At 39.3% G+C, this 18,135-nt stretch carries 15 protein-coding genes; 4 read left to right on the top strand and 11 right to left on the bottom strand.

The window, feature by feature from the left end; all coding sequences use genetic code 11:
- Positions 1–151: 151 nt before the first annotated feature.
- The 6 genes from IGL15_RS06340 to pdhA all read right to left on the bottom strand — a co-directional run bounded on the left by IGL15_RS06340 (position 152) and on the right by pdhA (position 6,533).
- A complete protein-coding gene (locus IGL15_RS06340) occupies positions 152–919 on the bottom strand; it encodes an inositol monophosphatase family protein (RefSeq protein WP_002295483.1) in 768 nt (255 codons plus the stop codon).
- A gap of 5 nt (positions 920–924) precedes the next feature.
- Positions 925–1,200, bottom strand: coding sequence for a UPF0223 family protein (locus IGL15_RS06335; RefSeq protein WP_002292206.1), 276 nt, complete (start codon positions 1,198–1,200; stop codon positions 925–927).
- A 161-nt stretch (positions 1,201–1,361) separates the two neighbouring features.
- The gene (lpdA, locus tag IGL15_RS06330; RefSeq protein ID WP_002289686.1) at positions 1,362–2,768 is read right to left on the bottom strand and encodes a dihydrolipoyl dehydrogenase; all 1,407 of its coding nucleotides are present in this window, start codon (positions 2,766–2,768) and stop codon (positions 1,362–1,364) included.
- 7 nt (positions 2,769–2,775) lie between these two features.
- Complete coding sequence (locus IGL15_RS06325) at positions 2,776–4,419, bottom strand: dihydrolipoyllysine-residue acetyltransferase (protein ID WP_002300399.1); 1,644 nt, start codon at positions 4,417–4,419, stop codon at positions 2,776–2,778.
- 24 nt (positions 4,420–4,443) lie between these two features.
- A complete protein-coding gene (locus IGL15_RS06320) occupies positions 4,444–5,421 on the bottom strand; it encodes an alpha-ketoacid dehydrogenase subunit beta (RefSeq protein ID WP_002289688.1) in 978 nt (325 codons plus the stop codon).
- A gap of 2 nt (positions 5,422–5,423) precedes the next feature.
- Entirely contained in the window at positions 5,424–6,533 is a 1,110-nt protein-coding gene (gene pdhA, locus IGL15_RS06315) for a pyruvate dehydrogenase (acetyl-transferring) E1 component subunit alpha (protein WP_002289692.1), read from the bottom strand.
- Between the two features lie 161 nt (positions 6,534–6,694).
- Between pdhA and IGL15_RS06310 the strand changes: the two genes are divergently transcribed.
- A complete protein-coding gene (locus tag IGL15_RS06310; protein WP_104765180.1) occupies positions 6,695–6,952 on the top strand; it encodes a hypothetical protein in 258 nt (85 codons plus the stop codon).
- 41 nt (positions 6,953–6,993) lie between these two features.
- Here IGL15_RS06310 and IGL15_RS06305 read toward each other — a convergent pair whose 3' ends face one another.
- The 5 genes from IGL15_RS06305 to chvE form a co-directional block, all read right to left on the bottom strand.
- Positions 6,994–8,418 (bottom strand): PLP-dependent aminotransferase family protein, encoded by a 1,425-nt coding sequence (locus tag IGL15_RS06305; protein ID WP_002297114.1) that lies wholly within the window; start codon positions 8,416–8,418, stop codon positions 6,994–6,996.
- Between the two features lie 263 nt (positions 8,419–8,681).
- On the bottom strand, positions 8,682–9,659 hold the full coding sequence (gene guaC / locus IGL15_RS06300) for a GMP reductase (RefSeq protein ID WP_002287992.1): 978 nt from the start codon (positions 9,657–9,659) through the stop codon (positions 8,682–8,684).
- 256 nt (positions 9,660–9,915) lie between these two features.
- Positions 9,916–11,121 (bottom strand): multiple monosaccharide ABC transporter permease, encoded by a 1,206-nt coding sequence (mmsB, locus tag IGL15_RS06295; RefSeq protein WP_002298996.1) that lies wholly within the window; start codon positions 11,119–11,121, stop codon positions 9,916–9,918.
- A 1-nt stretch (position 11,122) separates the two neighbouring features.
- Positions 11,123–12,649 (bottom strand): multiple monosaccharide ABC transporter ATP-binding protein, encoded by a 1,527-nt coding sequence (mmsA, locus tag IGL15_RS06290; protein ID WP_104765179.1) that lies wholly within the window; start codon positions 12,647–12,649, stop codon positions 11,123–11,125.
- A gap of 53 nt (positions 12,650–12,702) precedes the next feature.
- On the bottom strand, positions 12,703–13,791 hold the full coding sequence (gene chvE / locus IGL15_RS06285) for a multiple monosaccharide ABC transporter substrate-binding protein (RefSeq protein ID WP_104765178.1): 1,089 nt from the start codon (positions 13,789–13,791) through the stop codon (positions 12,703–12,705).
- Between the two features lie 219 nt (positions 13,792–14,010).
- On the opposite strand from chvE, the gene IGL15_RS06280 reads away from it, so the two are divergent.
- The 3 genes from IGL15_RS06280 to IGL15_RS06270 are packed head-to-tail and all read left to right on the top strand — an operon-like array spanning position 14,011 to position 18,053.
- The gene (locus tag IGL15_RS06280) at positions 14,011–15,027 is read left to right on the top strand and encodes an ABC transporter substrate-binding protein (RefSeq protein WP_104765177.1); all 1,017 of its coding nucleotides are present in this window, start codon (positions 14,011–14,013) and stop codon (positions 15,025–15,027) included.
- A 13-nt stretch (positions 15,028–15,040) separates the two neighbouring features.
- Positions 15,041–16,492: a sensor histidine kinase gene (locus IGL15_RS06275; protein ID WP_010829691.1), complete on the top strand. Its 1,452-nt coding sequence runs from the start codon at positions 15,041–15,043 to the stop codon at positions 16,490–16,492.
- Entirely contained in the window at positions 16,485–18,053 is a 1,569-nt protein-coding gene (locus IGL15_RS06270; protein WP_104765176.1) for a response regulator transcription factor, read from the top strand. The genes IGL15_RS06275 and IGL15_RS06270 overlap by 8 nt, the downstream gene beginning before the upstream one ends.
- Positions 18,054–18,135 lie beyond the last annotated feature (82 nt).

The following is an 18,135-nucleotide window of genomic DNA, read 5'->3' as shown; positions in this document are numbered from 1 at the left end:
TTTATTGGTTCTTTATGGCAGGGCAAATTTTACTCGACTGCTAATTATAGCAGACTTTTTTCATGAAATATAGTAAAATGTTTTCATTTTTTCGAGAAAATTAATCTTTTGCCCGTTTTTATCATTTTTGTGAATGATTTCTACCTTTTTTTCAGCCTTCTTTTTTCAAAAGGTCTGCGATTTCTGCATATGCACAAGAAGTCCCTGCTAAATAGTATTCCCTTTTTTCAAATGTCAAAGGAGTACCAAAAAGACCGCTTGTTACCATACCAAACTCTTCCAATAAGACATTTCCCGCTGCATAATCCCAAGGGCTAAGGTTTGAAATATAAGCAATGTGGTTTCCTTTCAAGATTGCCACTAGTTCAAGACCAGCGCATCCGTACATACGTGTCCCCATGCTGCTTTCCGCAATTTCTCGGATTCCATATTTATTATGACCGAAAAGATAACTATTCACACCAAGTAAGCCTTCCGATAAGGATTTATTTGCTGGTCTAGGCAATGGCTCATCATTTTTATACACGCCTATTCCTTTTCCACCCCAAAAAAGTTCATTTCTCATCACGTCATAAATGAAACCAAGCTTTCCAACGCCGGATTCATAAACAGCGAGCATAATACAAAAATTTTCCCCTTCAATCACAAAATTCAAGGTGCCATCAATAGGATCGATGATAAAGACTCTTCCATCGAGATCCGATAATTGATTACACCCTTCTTCTTCTGCCAATATTTTCGCCTCTGGATCAAAGGAATGGATTTTTTCGATTAGAAAATTCTGGATGTTTCGATCGACATTTGTTACTAGATCCGTTCGATTTGATTTTTGCGAGATTGTTAATGTTTGTTGAGAAGATTTGATTTTCTCACCAGCTTCTTCAAGCCAGGACTTGATATGATCAATCATCTGTTCCATTTATCTCACCCGTTCATTCTCAAAGTTTTGTTTGGATTTTTTTTTGCTTGCTGCACTGTACGATATAAAGAATAACCGGAAGCTTTTTCAAATTCCCGTCCCAATCGTTTTTCCTCACCAATGGATTTGACAACAGTTTTAAACTGCTGATAAGTCTTCAAAAAAGCTTCATTGTTTATCCCTTTTTCATTCGCACGTTCCAGATCTTCCCACATCTTCATTACAATGACCATTTCGTCTGTTGTCCAATCTAAATCAAGTGGATACTGATATTCTTGCATCTTCAACTCTCCTATTTCATATTCCTCTTCAGTGTAGCATAGGAAGTGGTAATAAACCAAGAAGTTGTCATATTTTTAAGTTTACATAATAATATTATTGATAATTCTAAAAAATAAAACGCAACTGATTTTTCAGTTGCGTTTCGCCTGTATTATTCAAATCAAATATGGATTGGTAAACCTAATGCTAATTCCGAAGCATCCATGACGATTTCGCCAAGAGATGGATGAGGATGAATCGTCAAGGCGATATCTTCAGCATTCATTCCTGATTCGATTGCTAAAGCTAATTCAGAGACCATATCACTTGCGCCGACTCCACCGATTTGCGCGCCAATAAGCACGTTATCTTCGATCGTCGTGACTAAACGGATGAATCCTTCCGTTTTACCTAGCGATAATGCTCGACCGTTCCCTGAGAATGGAAATTTATATGCTTTCGCTTCGATACCTGCGTCTTTTGCTTCTTTGATTGTCATACCTACAGAAGCCAATTCCGGATCAGTAAAGGCAACTGCTGGCATTGCTTTATAATCTACAGCTACTTTTTTGCCAGAGATTGCTTCAGCAGCGATTTTTGCTTCGTAACTAGCTTTATGCGCTAATGCCGCCCCTGGAACGATATCACCGATGGCATAGATATTAGGTACGTTCGTACGTCCTTGTTTATCTACTGTGATCAATCCACGTTCTCCTACTTCGACACCCGCTTGTTCTAAGCCCATATCATCCGTATTTGGACGACGTCCTACAGTGACCATCACATAGTCAGCAGTAACAGATTCTTCTTTCCCGTCCACTGCATATTTCACTGTCACACTGTCACCGTTATCGACTGCTTCTTTTGCCATCGCATTCGTTACGACTGTTACACCTTTTTTCTTGAAATCATCTTCTACTAATTTTACGAGATCTTTTTCGTAAGTTGGTAAAATTTGTGGTGAGCCTTCAAGAATCGTTACTTCTGCTCCTAAGTTTGCGTACGCTCCGCCCAATTCGGCACCAATCACACCGCCACCGATGATCACAAATTTCTTAGGTACTTCTTTCAATGCTAATCCGCCAGTAGAATCTAACACACGTCCGCCGAATTTAAATCCTGGAATCTCGATTGGACGGGAGCCTGTTGCGATGATTGCGTTATTGAACGAATAAGTTTGAGCTGAATCTGGATGAATGACGCGTAGTGTGTGATCATCTACGAAGAACGCTTCGCCTTCGATTGTTTCAACCTTATGTTTTTTTAATAGAAAACCAACACCAGAAGTCAACGTATGGACAACTTTGTTTTCTTTCCATTCTTGTGTTTTCGCAAAATCTAGTTTGACATTTTCGCTAGTTACCCCAAACATTTCGGAATCTAGTGACTCTTGATAATGGTGTCCCGCAGCTATCAATGCTTTTGAAGGAATACAGCCGACGTTCAAACAAACACCGCCAATATATTCTCTTTCAATGATTGCTACTTTTTGTCCCATTTCAGCAGCACGGATGGCAGCTACATAGCCGCCAGGTCCCGCACCGATTACAACTGTATCTAATTCTACAGCAAAATCTCCAACTACCATTTGTTTATCATCCTTCCATCATTAATAGCTCTGGATCAGCTAAAAGACGTTTGATATTGTTCATTGCTTGTTGCGCAGTTGCTCCATCTACGATACGGTGATCAAAACTTAGTGATAGTTTCATCACACGACCGACAACGATTTCGCCTTCAGCGTTTACGATTGGTTGTTGCGCAATCGTTCCTACACCTAAAATAGCTACTTCTGGATAGTTGATGACTGGTGTAAACCAACCGCCACCTACAGATCCGATATTGCTGATCGTAATTGTTCCATTGCGCATATCTTCTGCAGATAGTTTGCCGTCATGAGCTAATTTTGCTTTCTCATTGATTTCATCTGCAATAGCAAACATTCCTTTGCGGTCTGCATCTTTTACATTTGGTACATATAATCCGTGATCCGTATCTGTTGCAATACCGATATTGTAGTAATGTTTATAAACGATTTCTTGGTTTGCATCGTCAATAGATGCATTTAATACTGGGTATTTCTTAACAGTCGCTGTTAAAGCTTTCACGACATATGGCAAGAAAGTAAGTTTCGTACCATTTGCAGCAGCTACTTCTTTGAATCGTTTCCGATTATCCCATAGTTTAGACACTTCTACTTCATCATGCAATGTCACGTGTGGAGCTGTATGCTTACTATTGACCATTGCTTTAGCAATAGCTTTACGTGTTGGTGTCATTGCTACACGCTCTTCCAAATCTCCTAAGTTGGACTTGAATGGTTTTGCTGGTTCAGCGGGTTTGCTTTCTGCTGCAGGAGCTGCTTCTTTCGGAGTTGCCGCTTCTGGCGCTTCTGATTTCGCTGGTGCGCTGCTTGGAGCTCCTGCCAAGAAGTTTTCGATGTCCTCTTTTGTTACTCTGCCACCCTTTCCAGTTGCAGTTACTTGTGAGATATCTACATCTTTTTCGCGGGCAAATTGACGAACAGATGGCATAGCCAATACACGTTTATTTGGATCGGCAGCTTCAACGACACTTGCTGAACCTGATGTTTCCACTTTTTCTTTTGGTGCTTCAGCTGATGGCGCACTAGTTGACGGTGCACTATTGTGTCCAGGAGCATCGATTTCTACTAATACATCCCCAACATTTGCTACAGTGCCTTCTGGAACAATCACGTTTTTAACTGTCCCTGTGACAGGTGACGGAATTTCTTCTACTGATTTGTCATTTTGAACTTCTAGTAATGTATCATCTTCATTGATCGTATCTCCTGGTTTGACGAACCATTTGACGATTTCACCTTCTGCGATTCCTTCACCGATATCCGGTAACTTAAATTGGAAGACTCCTTCGCTTGACGATCCAGCTGATTCTGTATCAACAGTGGGTTCAGCAGCCGGTTTAGCTGGAGTTTGGGATTCTGCGGCTACACCACTGTCCCCTTCATTGTCTTCGTGTCCTGGTGCATCGATTTCTACTAATACATCCCCAACATTTGCTACGGTACCTTCTGGAACAATCACATTTTTAACCGTTCCTGTAACAGGTGACGGGATTTCTTCTACTGATTTGTCATTTTGAACTTCTAGTAATGTATCATCTTCATTGATCGTATCTCCTGGTTTGACGAACCATTTGACGATTTCACCTTCTGCGATTCCTTCACCGATATCCGGCAATTTAAATTGATAAGCCATGACTTTGTTTCGTCCCTTCTTTTCTTAAAATTCCGCGATTTCTTTTACTTTGTCTTCGATATCTTTTGCATTTGGCAACCAGACATTTTCTGCTTGTCCAAATGGGAAGACTGTATCAGGTGCAGAAACTCGTCCGATTGGGGCTTCTAATGAAAGGATAGCGCGTTCTGAGATCTCAGAAACTACTTGCGCGGCAACGCCCGCTTGTCGTTGTGCTTCTTGGACAACAACTACGCGACCAGTTTTTTCCACGGATTGAATGATCGTTTCTACATCTAATGGCGCAACTGTACGAAGATCAATGATTTCAACAGATATATTTTCTTTTGCAAGATTGTCTGCTGCTTTGATTGCTTCACGCACCATTGCTCCGTATGTGATAATAGATACATCTGTTCCCTCACGAGTAACTGCTGCTTTATCCAAAGGAACTTCGTAAGCTTCATCCGGCACTTCTTCTCGGAATGAGCGATATAGTTTCATGTGTTCTAGGAAAACAACCGGATCGTTACTTCTAATAGAAGAAATCAATAGTCCTTTTGCATCATAAGGGTTGGAAGGAATCACTACTCGAATACCAGGAGACTGAGCGATCAAACCTTCTAAATTATCCGAATGCAATTCTGGTGTATGAACACCGCCACCAAATGGCGAACGAATTGTGATGGGTAGATTTCTAGTGCCGCTCATTCGATATCTTGTACGAGCCATTTGAGCTACTACTTCGTCCATTGCTTCGAAAATAAAACCAAAGAATTGGATTTCAGGAACTGGACGAAATCCTTCTAACGCAAGACCGAAACTCAATCCTGCGATTCCAGATTCAGCTAAAGGAGTATCGAATACTCGGTCTTCTCCGAACTTTTCCTGCAATCCTTCAGTTGCCCGGAAAACTCCTCCGTTTTTCCCAACATCTTCACCAAAAACAACGACATTCTCGTCATTTTCTAGTTCAAGTGCTAAGGCATCTGTGATTGCTTGGATCATTGTTTTTTGTGCCATGATTATTTCGACTCCTTCGCTTCATAAATTGCAATTTGTTCTTTGATTGATTGTGGAGATACTTCGAACATGTTTTTCAAGAAATCTGAAACCTTTTGTTTTGGTACTTTGTCGGCTTCAGCAATAGCTGCTTTGATTTCTTCTTTAGTTGCTTCGATGACTTGTTCTTCTTTTTCTTCAGACCAAAGTCCTTTTTCCGTCAAATATTTACGGAAGCGGATCAATGGATCTTTTTTCTGCCAATCGTCATCTGTGTCTTTTGTACGGTAGCGGGTTGGATCGTCACCAGATAGTGTATGTGGTCCATAACGATAAGTCAGTGTTTCGATTAGGACTGGTCCATTTCCACTGATCGCCCATTCCCGTGCCATTTTAGATACAGTATATACTGCAAGCGGATCCATTCCATCGACTTGAATACCAGGAATCCCAGCTGCGACAGCTTTTTGTGCAAGTGTTTTTGCTGCAGTTTGTTTTTCACGAGGTGTAGAGATCGCATACCCGTTGTTTTGGATATAAAATACGGCATTTGCATGGTAAGCGCCAGCGAAATTGATTGCTTCGTAAAAATCACCTTGTGATGAACCGCCATCACCAGTATAAGTGAAGACGACATTTTTCTTGTTTCGTTTCTTCAAACCTAATGCAACACCGGCTGCTTGTACATATTGTGCACCGATGATGATTTGTGGTGGTAGAGCTTTCAATTCTTCCGGATAAGAATTACCTGCAGCATGTCCTCTAGACCATAAAAAAGCTTGAGATAAAGGTAAACCATGTTTTACTAGTTGAGGTACATCCCGATAACCTGGAAGAAGAACATCTTCTTTATCAAATGCGTAAGCACTAGCCAGCTGACTCGCCTCTTGTCCAGCAGTTGGTGCAAAAAAGCCTAGGCGTCCTTGGCGGTTCAGCGCTGTTGAACGTTGGTCTAATACACGAGACCATACCATATGAGTCATTAATTCAACGAGTTCATCATCGGATAAATCAGGTACTAAATCTTTGTTAACTACGTTTCCATCTTGATCAAGTGCTTGATATACTGGGAAATCTGCATTGACTTCATCTAGCAGTGCTTGGAAGTCGATCGGTGCTTTTTTGTTTGCCATTTGTCACACATTCCTCTCTCATCTATAAGAAAATCTCTTCATTCTGCGATTGAAACAGTGAATAAAACTGTATCACTATTTAACCGTCTTCATTAATAAATTATCATGGATTTATGAGAAATACAAGCTAAAAGCACAAATTTTCACGATGAAAGGAAATTATGCCAATCCGCATATTAACAGCGTTAGTGAATAAAATCACAATAAGGAAAGCGCTTTATATTTCATCTGCATTTTTTCTATTTTCTAATCAAACTTACAACCATCTGTTTCTATTTAGAAACGTTGGTGTTATACAGTTTTGTTGCAAATATTTATTTTATTTACACATCGTGAACGGACGTACAAATAATGGTTTTTTCTTAGTTTCTTTATATCGTATTCTTTTTCCGAAAAAAAAGAAACAGCTTGAAATTTAAATCCAAGCTGTTATATTCTTTAATCTATTTACTTTGTGAAATTATTCTGTTAACCACTTTTCTAGAATTTTCATCTTTGAATAAAACAACGGTATTTGGTTTTCATCCAGCCTACTGTAATTGATTCTGATTCCATTTATATCTTGCCCAAAAAGTAGACTTGGTGCAATTCCAAGACCCATATCTACTACTTTTTCTGCTAGTTCGGGGTCTAGTTTTTTCCCATCCCAAGTAATCCAGGCATAGTAACCACCTAAAATTGAATGAAGCTTGAAAAACGATTGTGAATCTCCCCAAGCGCTTATCAGTCGGCTTTTTTCTTTCAACTTTTTTCTTACATCTTGCATTTTCAAATCAATTGCTTCATTAAATACATTAGCCACTGTGATTTGTGTAAGGATATTCATCGAAAACTCCATCATTTCTTGCGCTTGAGCTAGTTGCGAGATAAAAGTCTCAGGTCCTATCACCCAACCGATTTTCGTTGTTTTTCCTAAAACCCTAGATAACGAACCGACGTATAACACATTATCCGGATCAATCGTTCGTATAGGAAGGACTTCTTCTTGGTTTAGAAATGAAAGATCCGTAAATACATCGTCTTCAATAATTGGAAGCCGATACTGTCGACACAATTCTACTAGCTTTTCTCGTCGTTTTTGACTCATCACTTTTCCTGTAGGGTTTTGAAAATTCGGGTTGATAAGCACTGCTTTCAATTTATTTTTATGGATCGATTCTTTCAGTTTTTCTAAGTCGATCCCTTCTTCATCCATCGGTATCCCAAATAAACGCGTTCCTGAAGCTTTGAAAAGAGGTAATCGGTAAAAAAAAGAAGGTGACTCTACAGCTATCCCCTCTCCAGCTGAAAGAATCGTTTGTAAAATCAAAAAGATTGCTTGCTGACCGCCACCAGTCACAAGAAGCTGGTTGGGGGAAAATGCCAATTCAAATTTACTTTCCAAATACCGTTTGATTTTGTTACGTAACGGAGTATAGCCTAAAAGATCCATTTCTTTTTCTTCCGCTAAGATTTCTTCAAGAGAATAAGAAGGAAACTCAAAATTCGGCAAAAGCTCATCTGGCATCTCGCTAGCGTATAAATCAAGAAACGATGTTTTTTGGATCTGCTTTGCTTCTCTTATTTTTTGTTCATACCAGTCCGTCTGCTCATAACGAGGAGAGATCATTTGCCGCCAATCGATTCTTGGAACAGCGAATTTCCCCCATTCAGTCTGATTAACAAACCATCCGCTGCCACGTTTGCTCGTTAGTACCCCAAGCTCCCTAAGCTCTTCCAATGCATGGACAACGGTGGAACGATTCACACCAAAAAGTTGCCCTAGTTTTCGTTCTGATTCAAGTTGACTTCCAGGATTGATCCTTCCGTTTTCGATTTCTCTCATAATCTGTTCCATGATTTGACGATAAATCGGTCCTTGTTTTTTCTCTACTTTTTCCCACATAAGCTTCTCTTTTCTATTGTCTATTTTTTCTTTTGATTTTACCGAATTTACGAGAAAAAAGAAAAACTTTTTTTGCAAAACATAAGGGACTGTGACAAAAATCTTATCACAGTCCCTTATCCTGAATAATGATGTTCAAAAGCTTGTATCTGCGATAATAATTCCAGCCAAACAAAACATATAAAGAACTATTTTTGTTTGGCTGTTCTTATTACTTAATGCAGGACAACTTTTTCACAACATCCTAATATTTTATTTATTTTTTAGATTGTGTCTCCATTAAAAATCGAATTTTTCACGATGACATAGTCAACTTTTCGAATGGCTTCCAGATCTCTTCCTCCAGCATAAGAAATAGATGATTGAAGGTCTTGTTGCATTTCCACTAGTGTATCTTTCAAAGATCCTTTATGCTGGATCCAGATTTTCTTTCCTTCAACATTTCGTTTTTCGCCTTTTTGGAATTCTGAAGCAGAACCAAAGTATTCTTTATACACGATTCCATTTTCGACTTTTGTTTCGCCAGGAGATTCCTCGTGACCGGCAAACAATGAACCAATCATGACCATTGTCGCACCAAAACGGACAGATTTTGCAATATCGCCATGTGTTCTGATCCCACCGTCAGCGATGATCGGCTTGCGAGCTGCTTTCGCACACCATCTAAGAGCTGCCAGCTGCCAGCCTCCAGTCCCAAAGCCTGTCTTGATTTTTGTAATACATACTTTTCCTGGACCAATCCCTACTTTTGTTGCATCTGCGCCCGCATTTTCCAATTCACGGACGGCTTCCGGTGTACCAACATTACCGGCAATCACAAAAGTTTCAGGCAAATATTTTTTAATATGCTGAATCATATCAATAACTGAGTTAGCATGTCCATGTGCGATGTCGATAGTGATATAATCAGGATTTAGCGATTCTTCTGCCAACTTCTCTATAAAGGAATATTCCTCTTTCTTGACGCCAACACTGATTGAGGTAATCAATCCACGCTTTTTCATTTTTTTGATAAACGGAATTCGAGCTGCTTCATCAAACCGATGCATGATATAGAAATAACCATTTTCCGCTAAGAATTCTGCGATTGTTTCATCAATAATCGTCTGCATGTTGGCAGGCACTACTGGCATTTTGAATGTATGTTTACCTAATGTGACCGTTGTATCACATTCAGAACGGCTATTTACGATACATTTATTAGGAATTAATTGAATATCTTCGTAATCAAATACTTTCATTACATTATCCTCCTGATGTTCACATCCAGCAAAACACGAACATTATTAATTTAATCAAGGCTTTTTTTAGCGCCCTATGTAATTTAACTCAATTAAGCAAAAAAATCAAGAGCAAAAAGAGAATTTATACGAATGGTAAAAAAACATATATTATTTTTAGTCTATACAAACGAAACAATGAATGTTCGCTTTTAGCAAAAAAAAGACTGTGACAAATGTCTTGTCACAGTCTTTTTTCTGAATAACCGGCGTTCTCCTACGTTGTTCGTTTTTTCTTATTATACAAGTCTAACACAACGGCTAAAAGCAAAATCAATCCTTTGATTGCCTGCTGCCAGTCTACCCCGACGCCTAAAATCGACATGCCATTGTTCAATACACCCATGACCAAGCCACCGACAATCGCACCCATGATTGTTCCAATGCCGCCGGAAGTCGAAGCACCACCAAAATATACTGCCGCCATTGCATCCAGTTCCATCGATGTACCTGCTTGAGGTGTTGCCGCATTCAATCGAGCAGCTAAAACTAATCCAGCTAAAGCTGCCATGACTCCCATGTTGACGAATACCCAGAACGTGATTCGCTTTGTTTTGATCCCTGATAGTTCAGCCGCTTTTCGATTTCCGCCCGTCGCATAAATCTGTCGACCTGCTACTGTTTTATTTGTCAAAAACCCATATGCTGCAACGATCAAACCAAGAATGATCAAAATAATCGGATACCCTTGATAAGAGGCAAAGATATAAGTTATTCCTAGTACAACGACTGCTGTAAATACCGCCTTTACCAAGAAAGCTGCTGGAGATTCCACTTCAAATAAATGATTTTTCCGACGATTTCTTGTTCGCCATTGACCAACAACTAACACGATCGTGATGATCATTCCTAAAATCAATGTCAAGAAGTGAAGGCTGCTTCCTTCGCTTAAGTCTGGTAAATAACCCGTAGACATTTTTTGGAAAACAGCTGGAAAAGGTGCTAGAGATTGGCCTCCTAGAACAACTTGTGTCAGTCCACGAAACATCAGCAATCCTGCTAAAGTCACGATAAACGCCGGTATCCCTGCATAAGCTACCCAAAAACCTTGCCATGCGCCGATCAGCCCGCCTACTGCAAGACATGCGATAACTGTCATCCACGGGTTCATTTGGCGATTGACCATCATCATGCCCGCAATTGCACCAACAAACGCCATCACTGACCCTACCGACAAATCCACATGACCTAAGAGCACAACTAATAACATCCCTGCAGCTAGTACTAATATATGGCTATTTTGCAGAACAAGGTTAGTTATATTCAATGGACGCCAGAAAATACCATCCGTCATCAATTGAAACGCAATAAGTAGTCCCGCTAAAATGATCACCATGCTGTAGCGACCAAAAAGATCAGCTGCTCTACTTTTCAAATTTAGTTTTTTCTCTTTTTTATCCGTAAGATTTTTTGCCTGTTCCAACTTAACCCACCTCTTCTTTCGTCATTAATTTCATCAAGACTTCCTGATCTGCATCTTCTCGCGAGACTTCTCCTGTAATACGTCCTTCGTTCATCGTATAGATTCGATCACACATCCCTAATATTTCAGGAAGTTCAGAAGAGATAAGACAGACAGCTTTGCCATTTGCTGCCATTTCTTCGATAATCGTGTAGATCTCATATTTTGCCCCAACATCTATCCCACGGGTTGGCTCATCCAAAAAAAGAATATCGGGTTGTGTCATCAGCCACTTGGATAAAACGACTTTTTGCTGATTCCCACCACTAAGACTACTGACAATTTGATGGATGGAGTTTGTTTTTATACGCATCTTTTTCCGGAAATTTTCTGCCTCAGTTACTTCTTTTTCTTTATCTAATACTCCTTTTTGACTTATTTTATCCAAACTGCTCAGCGTCACGTTTTCCCGAATATCCATCAGCAGATTCAGTCCTAAAGATTTTCGGTCCTCCGAGACATAAGCGAGTCCGTTTGCAATGGCTGAAGGAACGGTCTTAACTGATATCTCTGCCCCTTCTTTTAATATACGTCCGGATATCTTGCTTCCATAAGAATGTCCAAATAGACTCATAGCGAATTCAGTTCTGCCCGCTCCCATCAGTCCAGCTATTCCTACAATCTCTCCTTTTTTCAAATGCAAGTTGATGTGGTCATTTATGATTCGCTCATGATCAAGAGGGTGATAGACCGTCCAGTCTTCTACTTTAAAATAAACTTCTCCAATATCCGGTTTTCTTTCAGGATAACGATCAACTAAATCTCTGCCCACCATCCCGCGAATAATATGCTCTTCGCTGATCATTTCATTTTCTAGTGTCTCAATCGTCTGTCCATCCCGTAAAATGGTGATTCGATCTGCGATATCCACGATTTCATTCAGCTTATGTGAAATAATGATGGAGGTTACACCTTGCTCTTTCAACTCTCGGATCAATCTCAGCAAATTCGCGCTTTCTTCTTCATTCAATGCAGCGGTAGGCTCATCCAAAATCAACAGACGGACGGATTTTGATAATGCTTTAGCTATTTCAACTAATTGCTGTTGCCCTACGCCAATCTGGGATACTAGAAGATTCGGGTCGATAGACAAACCGACTTTATTCAGCAGTTCATACGTTTTCTTTTCTGTCAGTTCCCAATCAATCACGCCTCTTTCTGCTTGTTCATTTCCGAGAAAAATATTCTCTTTTATTGAAAGATAAGGACTTAGTGCTAATTCTTGATGAATGATGACGATGCCTTTTTCTTCACTATCTTTCAAATCTTTAAATTGACACAGCTTTCCATCATAAAAGATTTCCCCGTCATAGGAGCCATATGGATACAAGCCGCTCAAGACATTCATCAATGTTGATTTTCCCGCTCCGTTTTCTCCGCACAATGCATGGATTTCCCCACGTTCAATCATCAGATTCACGCAATCTAACGCTCGGACTCCAGAAAATTTTTTGGTGATATCTGCCATTTTTAAAATACAATCCGCCATAATTCTTATCCTCTCTCTGACTTAGATCTCTTTAGTTCCTTGTTTGGTTCCTCTTAATTTTTCAGATCGGATTCTTTATAATAATCGGTGTCGATCAGCTCTGCTTGATAATTATCTTTATCGACAGATACTGTATTTGCTAAATACGTAGGGACAGTTTTCACCCCATTATCATAAGTTTCAGTATCGTTGACCGGGACCTCTTCTCCATCACTGATTGCTTTGATCATTTCAATCGTATTTTTTGCTAAGATACGTGTGTCTTTAAAGATCGTTTGTGTTTGTTCCCCGGCAATGATCGATTTAACGCCAGCAACTGTCGCATCTTGTCCAGTAATCACAGGTAAATGTTTACTTTCACTCCCATACCCCACGCCTTTTAATGACGAAATGATCCCTAAACTTATTGGATCATATGGCGACAAAACAGCATCCAATGTTTGGTCAGTATAATTTGCGCTTAACAGATTATCCATCCTTGCTTGCGCCGTAGAACCATCCCAGCGAAGCGTAGCGATTTGACTGAAACTCGTCTGTCCAGATGGCACGACCAACTGACCGTTGTCCATATATGGTTGTAAAACAGACATCACTCCGTTGTAATTGATTAGTGCGTTGTTGTCGTCAGGCGAGCCACCAAATAATTCAATCGTGAATGGTCCTTTTCCTTCTTTCAATCCTAAGTGCTCTTCAATATAAGCTGCTTGCGATACACCTACTCCAAAATTATCAAAAGTCGCGTAATAATCGACATTTTCTGAATTCATCAGTAAACGATCATAGGCGATCACCTTGATATCTGCTTCTTTTGCTTTAGCTAACACATCAGTTAAAGCCGAACCATCGATAGAAGCAATCACAAGTGTATCTACCCCTTTTGTAATCATATTTTCGATTTGTGCTACTTGATTTTCTACTTTATCTTCTCCATATTGAAGATCTGTTTTATAACCCAGTTTTTCTAATTCCGAGACCATGTTGTTCCCATCAGCGATCCATCTTTCTGCTGATTTGGTCGGCATAGCGATTCCTACATACCCCGTACTATCATCTGCAGATCCTGAATTGCCACACGCACTTAATAGAATGCTTGCGGTCAAAATAGCGATACTCCCAACAATCTTTCTAAATTTGTTTTTCATTTTTTATCCCCCATTTCAATTGATACACCGAGTATAGCTAATAAAGAAAGCGTTAACATTGATTTTTTTATGGGATTTACTTTAAATTTTTTAGGTGTACTTTTTTTGTCTTGGATTTTTTTAAGTTTCTTGGATTTTTTTCGATTGATTCCTTTTGACTTTGATTTTCCCTTTTATCTGATAAGATAGTACTAACAAATCCAGATGGAGTGATTTAAAGTGAAACGTGTTTTATTTTTTTTAGCCCTTGTTGTAATCGCTTACCAAATGATGGGGTGTACACTTAATACAAAGGAAGCACCTGACCCACTAGTCGTTGGTTTTTCGCAATCAGGAACGGAGAGTAGCTGGCGGAAAAAGCATACTGAATCAATTATCACTGCGCTTGAAAAAGAAGATTACCAAGTTCTCTACCGAAATGGCTACATGAATCAGGAACGGCAAATCCAAGATATACGGACGTTCATTGCCTATAAAGTGGATATGATCATTTTTACTCCTTTGCAAGAATCCGGGTGGGACTCTGTATTAAAAGAAGCAAAGCGAGCAGGGATCCCTGTCATACTTGTCGACAGACATATTCAAACGAATGATCCCGAGCTTTTCGTCACCCACATTGGCCCCAGTTTCAAAGCAGAAGGAAATCGGGCGGGTTTATTTGTCAGCAATCACTTCACAAATTCAAAGAAACAGGAAATCAGAATCCTAGAACTTGCTGGTTCAGAGAACTCCACACCGACCAAGCTACGCCCCGAAGGATTTTTGGAATCAATCAATCGTAAACCAACCCTAAAAAAAGATGGAACCATCGACCATAAACCTCCAATGACTATTGTTCACCGAATTGTCGGTGATTTTATTCGGATGAAAGGAAAAGACCAGATGAAACGATATTTAGAAACAAATGATTTATCCGAAATCGATGTATTATACAGCCATAGTGATGAAATGACCCACGGTGCTTTAGCTGCGATAAAAGAAACATCGGTTAAACCTGGAAAAGATTTGATTATTGTAACGATTGATGGACAAGAAGATATGATCGAGAAGCTGCGGTCAGGAATCGTCAATTGCGTAGTCGAGTGTAAACCTGATGTCGGCTGGTATGTAGCCAATACCGTTACTCGTTATTTTGGAAATCTTCAAACAGGAAAAACATTACCTAAAGATATTTTTATTTCCGAGACTGTCTTTTCCCAACAGAATATGACTAATATTCCAACCAGAAATTATTGACTGGAGAAGTATCATGACGAAAAGTTTAAGCATAAAACAGATTTTTGCCCAAGCAAACAAAGCCATGCTTCTATTTGCTGTTATCCCTTTGCTACTGAGCATACTGTTATATTCGCAACAGCTTTTGATTTATCAACAGACGATCGCAAATATTCAAAAAGCGGATGCAATTGCTTTAAAGGTTGACCAGAGAGTTTTGGAAAGTATGTGGGACCTGATTTCTGGCCAAGTAAGCGTGGATGAGTTTAAAAAAGAAAATATCCTAGAAGAACTTAGAAATGATATTCGACAGATCAAAAGTAATACGAATACGCTTAAAGAAATCAGTACGTTAGATGTGTCTTTGCGTACGATCGATACACTGGAAGATTATCAAAACGAGCTGATCAATAATATCTTGGCAAAAGATTTTATGGATACCAATGAAGAGATCATCAATCAGGTAGATTCTGTCACTCAACTGCTGTCAGATATCTTACAAGATTTTGTTCGTGTGGAGATCGACTTAGCAAGCAAAAAAAATACGACACTTGTCCGCTCGCTCATTCTATTAACAATAGTGGAACTTGGAGTTCTTAGTACCATTTTTTTCTATGCGAAAAAGAATCGTCGCTTTTTAGAGAGAAAGGTCCAAGAACCGATCAATCAGCTGATCGAGATGTCAGAACAACTTTCTTCAGGGAACCTTGGCTTTCGTTTAACCCTGCCGGAAACACTGGAATTACAAACACTTACCGCTAGCATGAATAAAATGGCGGAAGATCTAAACCAGTCTTTACGGGAGAACGCTTTGAAACAATACCATTTAGCACAAAGTGAAGTTCGTGTATTGCAAGCTCAGATTACTCCCCATTTTATTTATAACAGTTTGGATGCCATTATTTCTTTGATCGAACAAGACTGCTTTGAAGAAGCTCTGACTATGACCCATGCACTTTCCGGCTTTTTTCGTACGTCTTTAAGCAAAGGACAAGACTGGATTCCTCTTGAAAAAGAAATTAGCCATATCAATGATTATCTAGTCATCTTAAAAATAAGATACGGCCATATGCTTGACTATAAGATCGATATACCAGAAACACTTTTTCCTGTTTCTATTTTAAAAATGATCTTGCAGCCATTGATTGAAAATGCTGTATACCATGGAACGAAGTACGTCCGTCACAAAGGATTTATTCGTATTACCGCATGCAAAATCGATGAGATGATCCAATTCAAAGTCACAGACAACGGGATTGGCATCCCTGCAGAAAAACTGGCAGAAATACGTAAAGAGTTAGCCAAAGGTATTGATTCAGATTTCAGTATCGGCTACGGACTTTACAACGTAAACAAGCGTCTCCTTCTTTATTACGGAAATGATCAAAAACCTATCACGATTGACAGCAAATACCGAGAAGGAACAACTGTCACACTGATGATCCCTCTATCTCCCAAAACAATTGGAGGAAACAAACATGTATAAAGTTTTTATCATCGAAGACGAATACCTCATTCGCAATAACTTGCGGGAACAAATAACTGTCCTTGGTTCTTATTATCCAATCACTTATGTCGGCGAAGCTGGAGATGGTGAGATGGCACTGTCTTCAATTATCGACTTACAGCCCGACATCATTCTGACTGATATCCAAATGCCTTTCATGGACGGGTTGACTTTTTCAAAAGAAGCAAGGAAACTACTTCCTTGGACTCGTCTCATATTTATTAGTGGATTCGACGATTTCGATTATATGAAAGGAGCAATCCAGGTACAGGCAGATGATTATCTGCTTAAACCGATTAAAAGTAACGAATTGAAACAAGCAATAGAAAAAGCAGTAACTGCTTTAGATTTGCAGCAAAAAGAAACGCTCACTTCTTCTGATCTTGTTTTCGAATTGAAAAAAAATCATTTCTTGAACGGTTTGTTCAAAGGCTCACTTACGATCAGTGAAACATTGAAACTTGCTGAATCTTTCAATCGCTCTTTAGCAGGGAAAAAAATGACCATATTATTAGCAGCAAACCAAGTCAGTACAGACTTTGAAGATTACGCTCATCTCAGTGATTATTTGAAGTTTTTATTTAGGGAGAATCAACAAGTGATCTTCTCTGCTGTTTCCTCTCGATTCATCAAATTTTTAATAGTTGATTCTCTTGAAGAAAATGTGATCGAGACCAGTTATCAGGTAGCCCAAACGTTGGTCCATGAATTAGAAAAGGGACAAAAAAATAATTTTTCTGTCGCCATTGGTCCTGTCGCAGAAAGAATCAGCGAATTACCTGCATCTTTTGAGATCACGCAGATGATACTTGAAACCGCCAGTTCCCTTAAAGAACAAATTATCAGCTATGAGGATTTGATTCAAGAAGCGAAACTTCCAGTTGATTCTGTCTTTTACTTTGATCTCTCACTTGATTTGTCTTCATTATCGAAAAACGAAGTATCCAAGTACATCGAACACTTGACGAAACCACAAGGCACACCAACTCGAACACGATTATATCGTTTATTTGTCTTGACTAAGCTACTCCAGCATGTCTGCCTGAAAGAAAAGGAAATCCCGCAAGAAATGGTTCATTGCACATCCACCAGTCAACGCTTAGCAATCAGCGCCGAAGATTCGCTTTACCGTTCGACTGTTTATATGTTCATTTCTTTCTTAACTGCTCTGCCCTCACAGCCTTCAAGGAACAAATATCAGCCAATTTTGAACCATGCATTGGATTTTATCAAAGAAAATTTTACCGATCCAGATATGTCCTTGACTTGGGTCGCTCAACAAGTTGCATTAAGTCCCTCTCATTTCAGTACGATTTTTTCTCAATCGTTTAACCAAACATTCATCGATTATCTGACAGAACAAAGAATCGAATTAGCAAAAAAATTATTGCAGCAATCAGACTATCGTATCTCAGATATTGCTTTTGAAATTGGTTATAATGACCCTAACTATTTCAGTTATTTATTTAAGAAAAAACAAGGGATTTCTCCAAAAGAATATCGGACACAACTTTTCCTTAAAAACAAAAATAACCAATAAACGAAATCCGTACAATGATACTCTTTCCATTTGCAATTAAAAAAGACAGAATATCTCGAAGCTGAAAACAGCTTTCAAGTTA

The organism is Enterococcus sp. DIV0436a, assembly GCF_051711605.1.
Lineage (GTDB): Bacteria > Bacillota > Bacilli > Lactobacillales > Enterococcaceae > Enterococcus_B > Enterococcus_B faecium.
The sequence above is the reverse complement of the archived record's forward strand: the minus strand, read 5'-3'. Positions and strand labels throughout refer to the sequence as shown.

What these genes read in the sequence shown, in the direction of transcription:
- IGL15_RS06340 (WP_002295483.1), bottom strand. Translation starts at nt 919, where the DNA reads ATGGAACAGATGATTGATCATATCAAGTCCTGGCTTGAAGAAGCTGGT.
- IGL15_RS06335 (WP_002292206.1), bottom strand. Translation starts at nt 1,200, where the DNA reads ATGCAAGAATATCAGTATCCACTTGATTTAGATTGGACAACAGACGAA.
- lpdA (WP_002289686.1), bottom strand. Translation starts at nt 2,768, where the DNA reads ATGGTAGTTGGAGATTTTGCTGTAGAATTAGATACAGTTGTAATCGGT.
- IGL15_RS06325 (WP_002300399.1), bottom strand. Translation starts at nt 4,419, where the DNA reads ATGGCTTATCAATTTAAATTGCCGGATATCGGTGAAGGAATCGCAGAA.
- IGL15_RS06320 (WP_002289688.1), bottom strand. Translation starts at nt 5,421, where the DNA reads ATGGCACAAAAAACAATGATCCAAGCAATCACAGATGCCTTAGCACTT.
- pdhA (WP_002289692.1), bottom strand. Translation starts at nt 6,533, where the DNA reads ATGGCAAACAAAAAAGCACCGATCGACTTCCAAGCACTGCTAGATGAA.
- IGL15_RS06310 (WP_104765180.1), top strand. Translation starts at nt 6,695, where the DNA reads ATGCCAATCCGCATATTAACAGCGTTAGTGAATAAAATCACAATAAGG.
- IGL15_RS06305 (WP_002297114.1), bottom strand. Translation starts at nt 8,418, where the DNA reads ATGTGGGAAAAAGTAGAGAAAAAACAAGGACCGATTTATCGTCAAATC.
- guaC (WP_002287992.1), bottom strand. Translation starts at nt 9,659, where the DNA reads ATGAAAGTATTTGATTACGAAGATATTCAATTAATTCCTAATAAATGT.
- mmsA (WP_104765179.1), bottom strand. Translation starts at nt 12,649, where the DNA reads ATGGCGGATTGTATTTTAAAAATGGCAGATATCACCAAAAAATTTTCT.
- chvE (WP_104765178.1), bottom strand. Translation starts at nt 13,791, where the DNA reads ATGAAAAACAAATTTAGAAAGATTGTTGGGAGTATCGCTATTTTGACC.
- IGL15_RS06275 (WP_010829691.1), top strand. Translation starts at nt 15,041, where the DNA reads ATGACGAAAAGTTTAAGCATAAAACAGATTTTTGCCCAAGCAAACAAA.
- IGL15_RS06270 (WP_104765176.1), top strand. Translation starts at nt 16,485, where the DNA reads ATGTATAAAGTTTTTATCATCGAAGACGAATACCTCATTCGCAATAAC.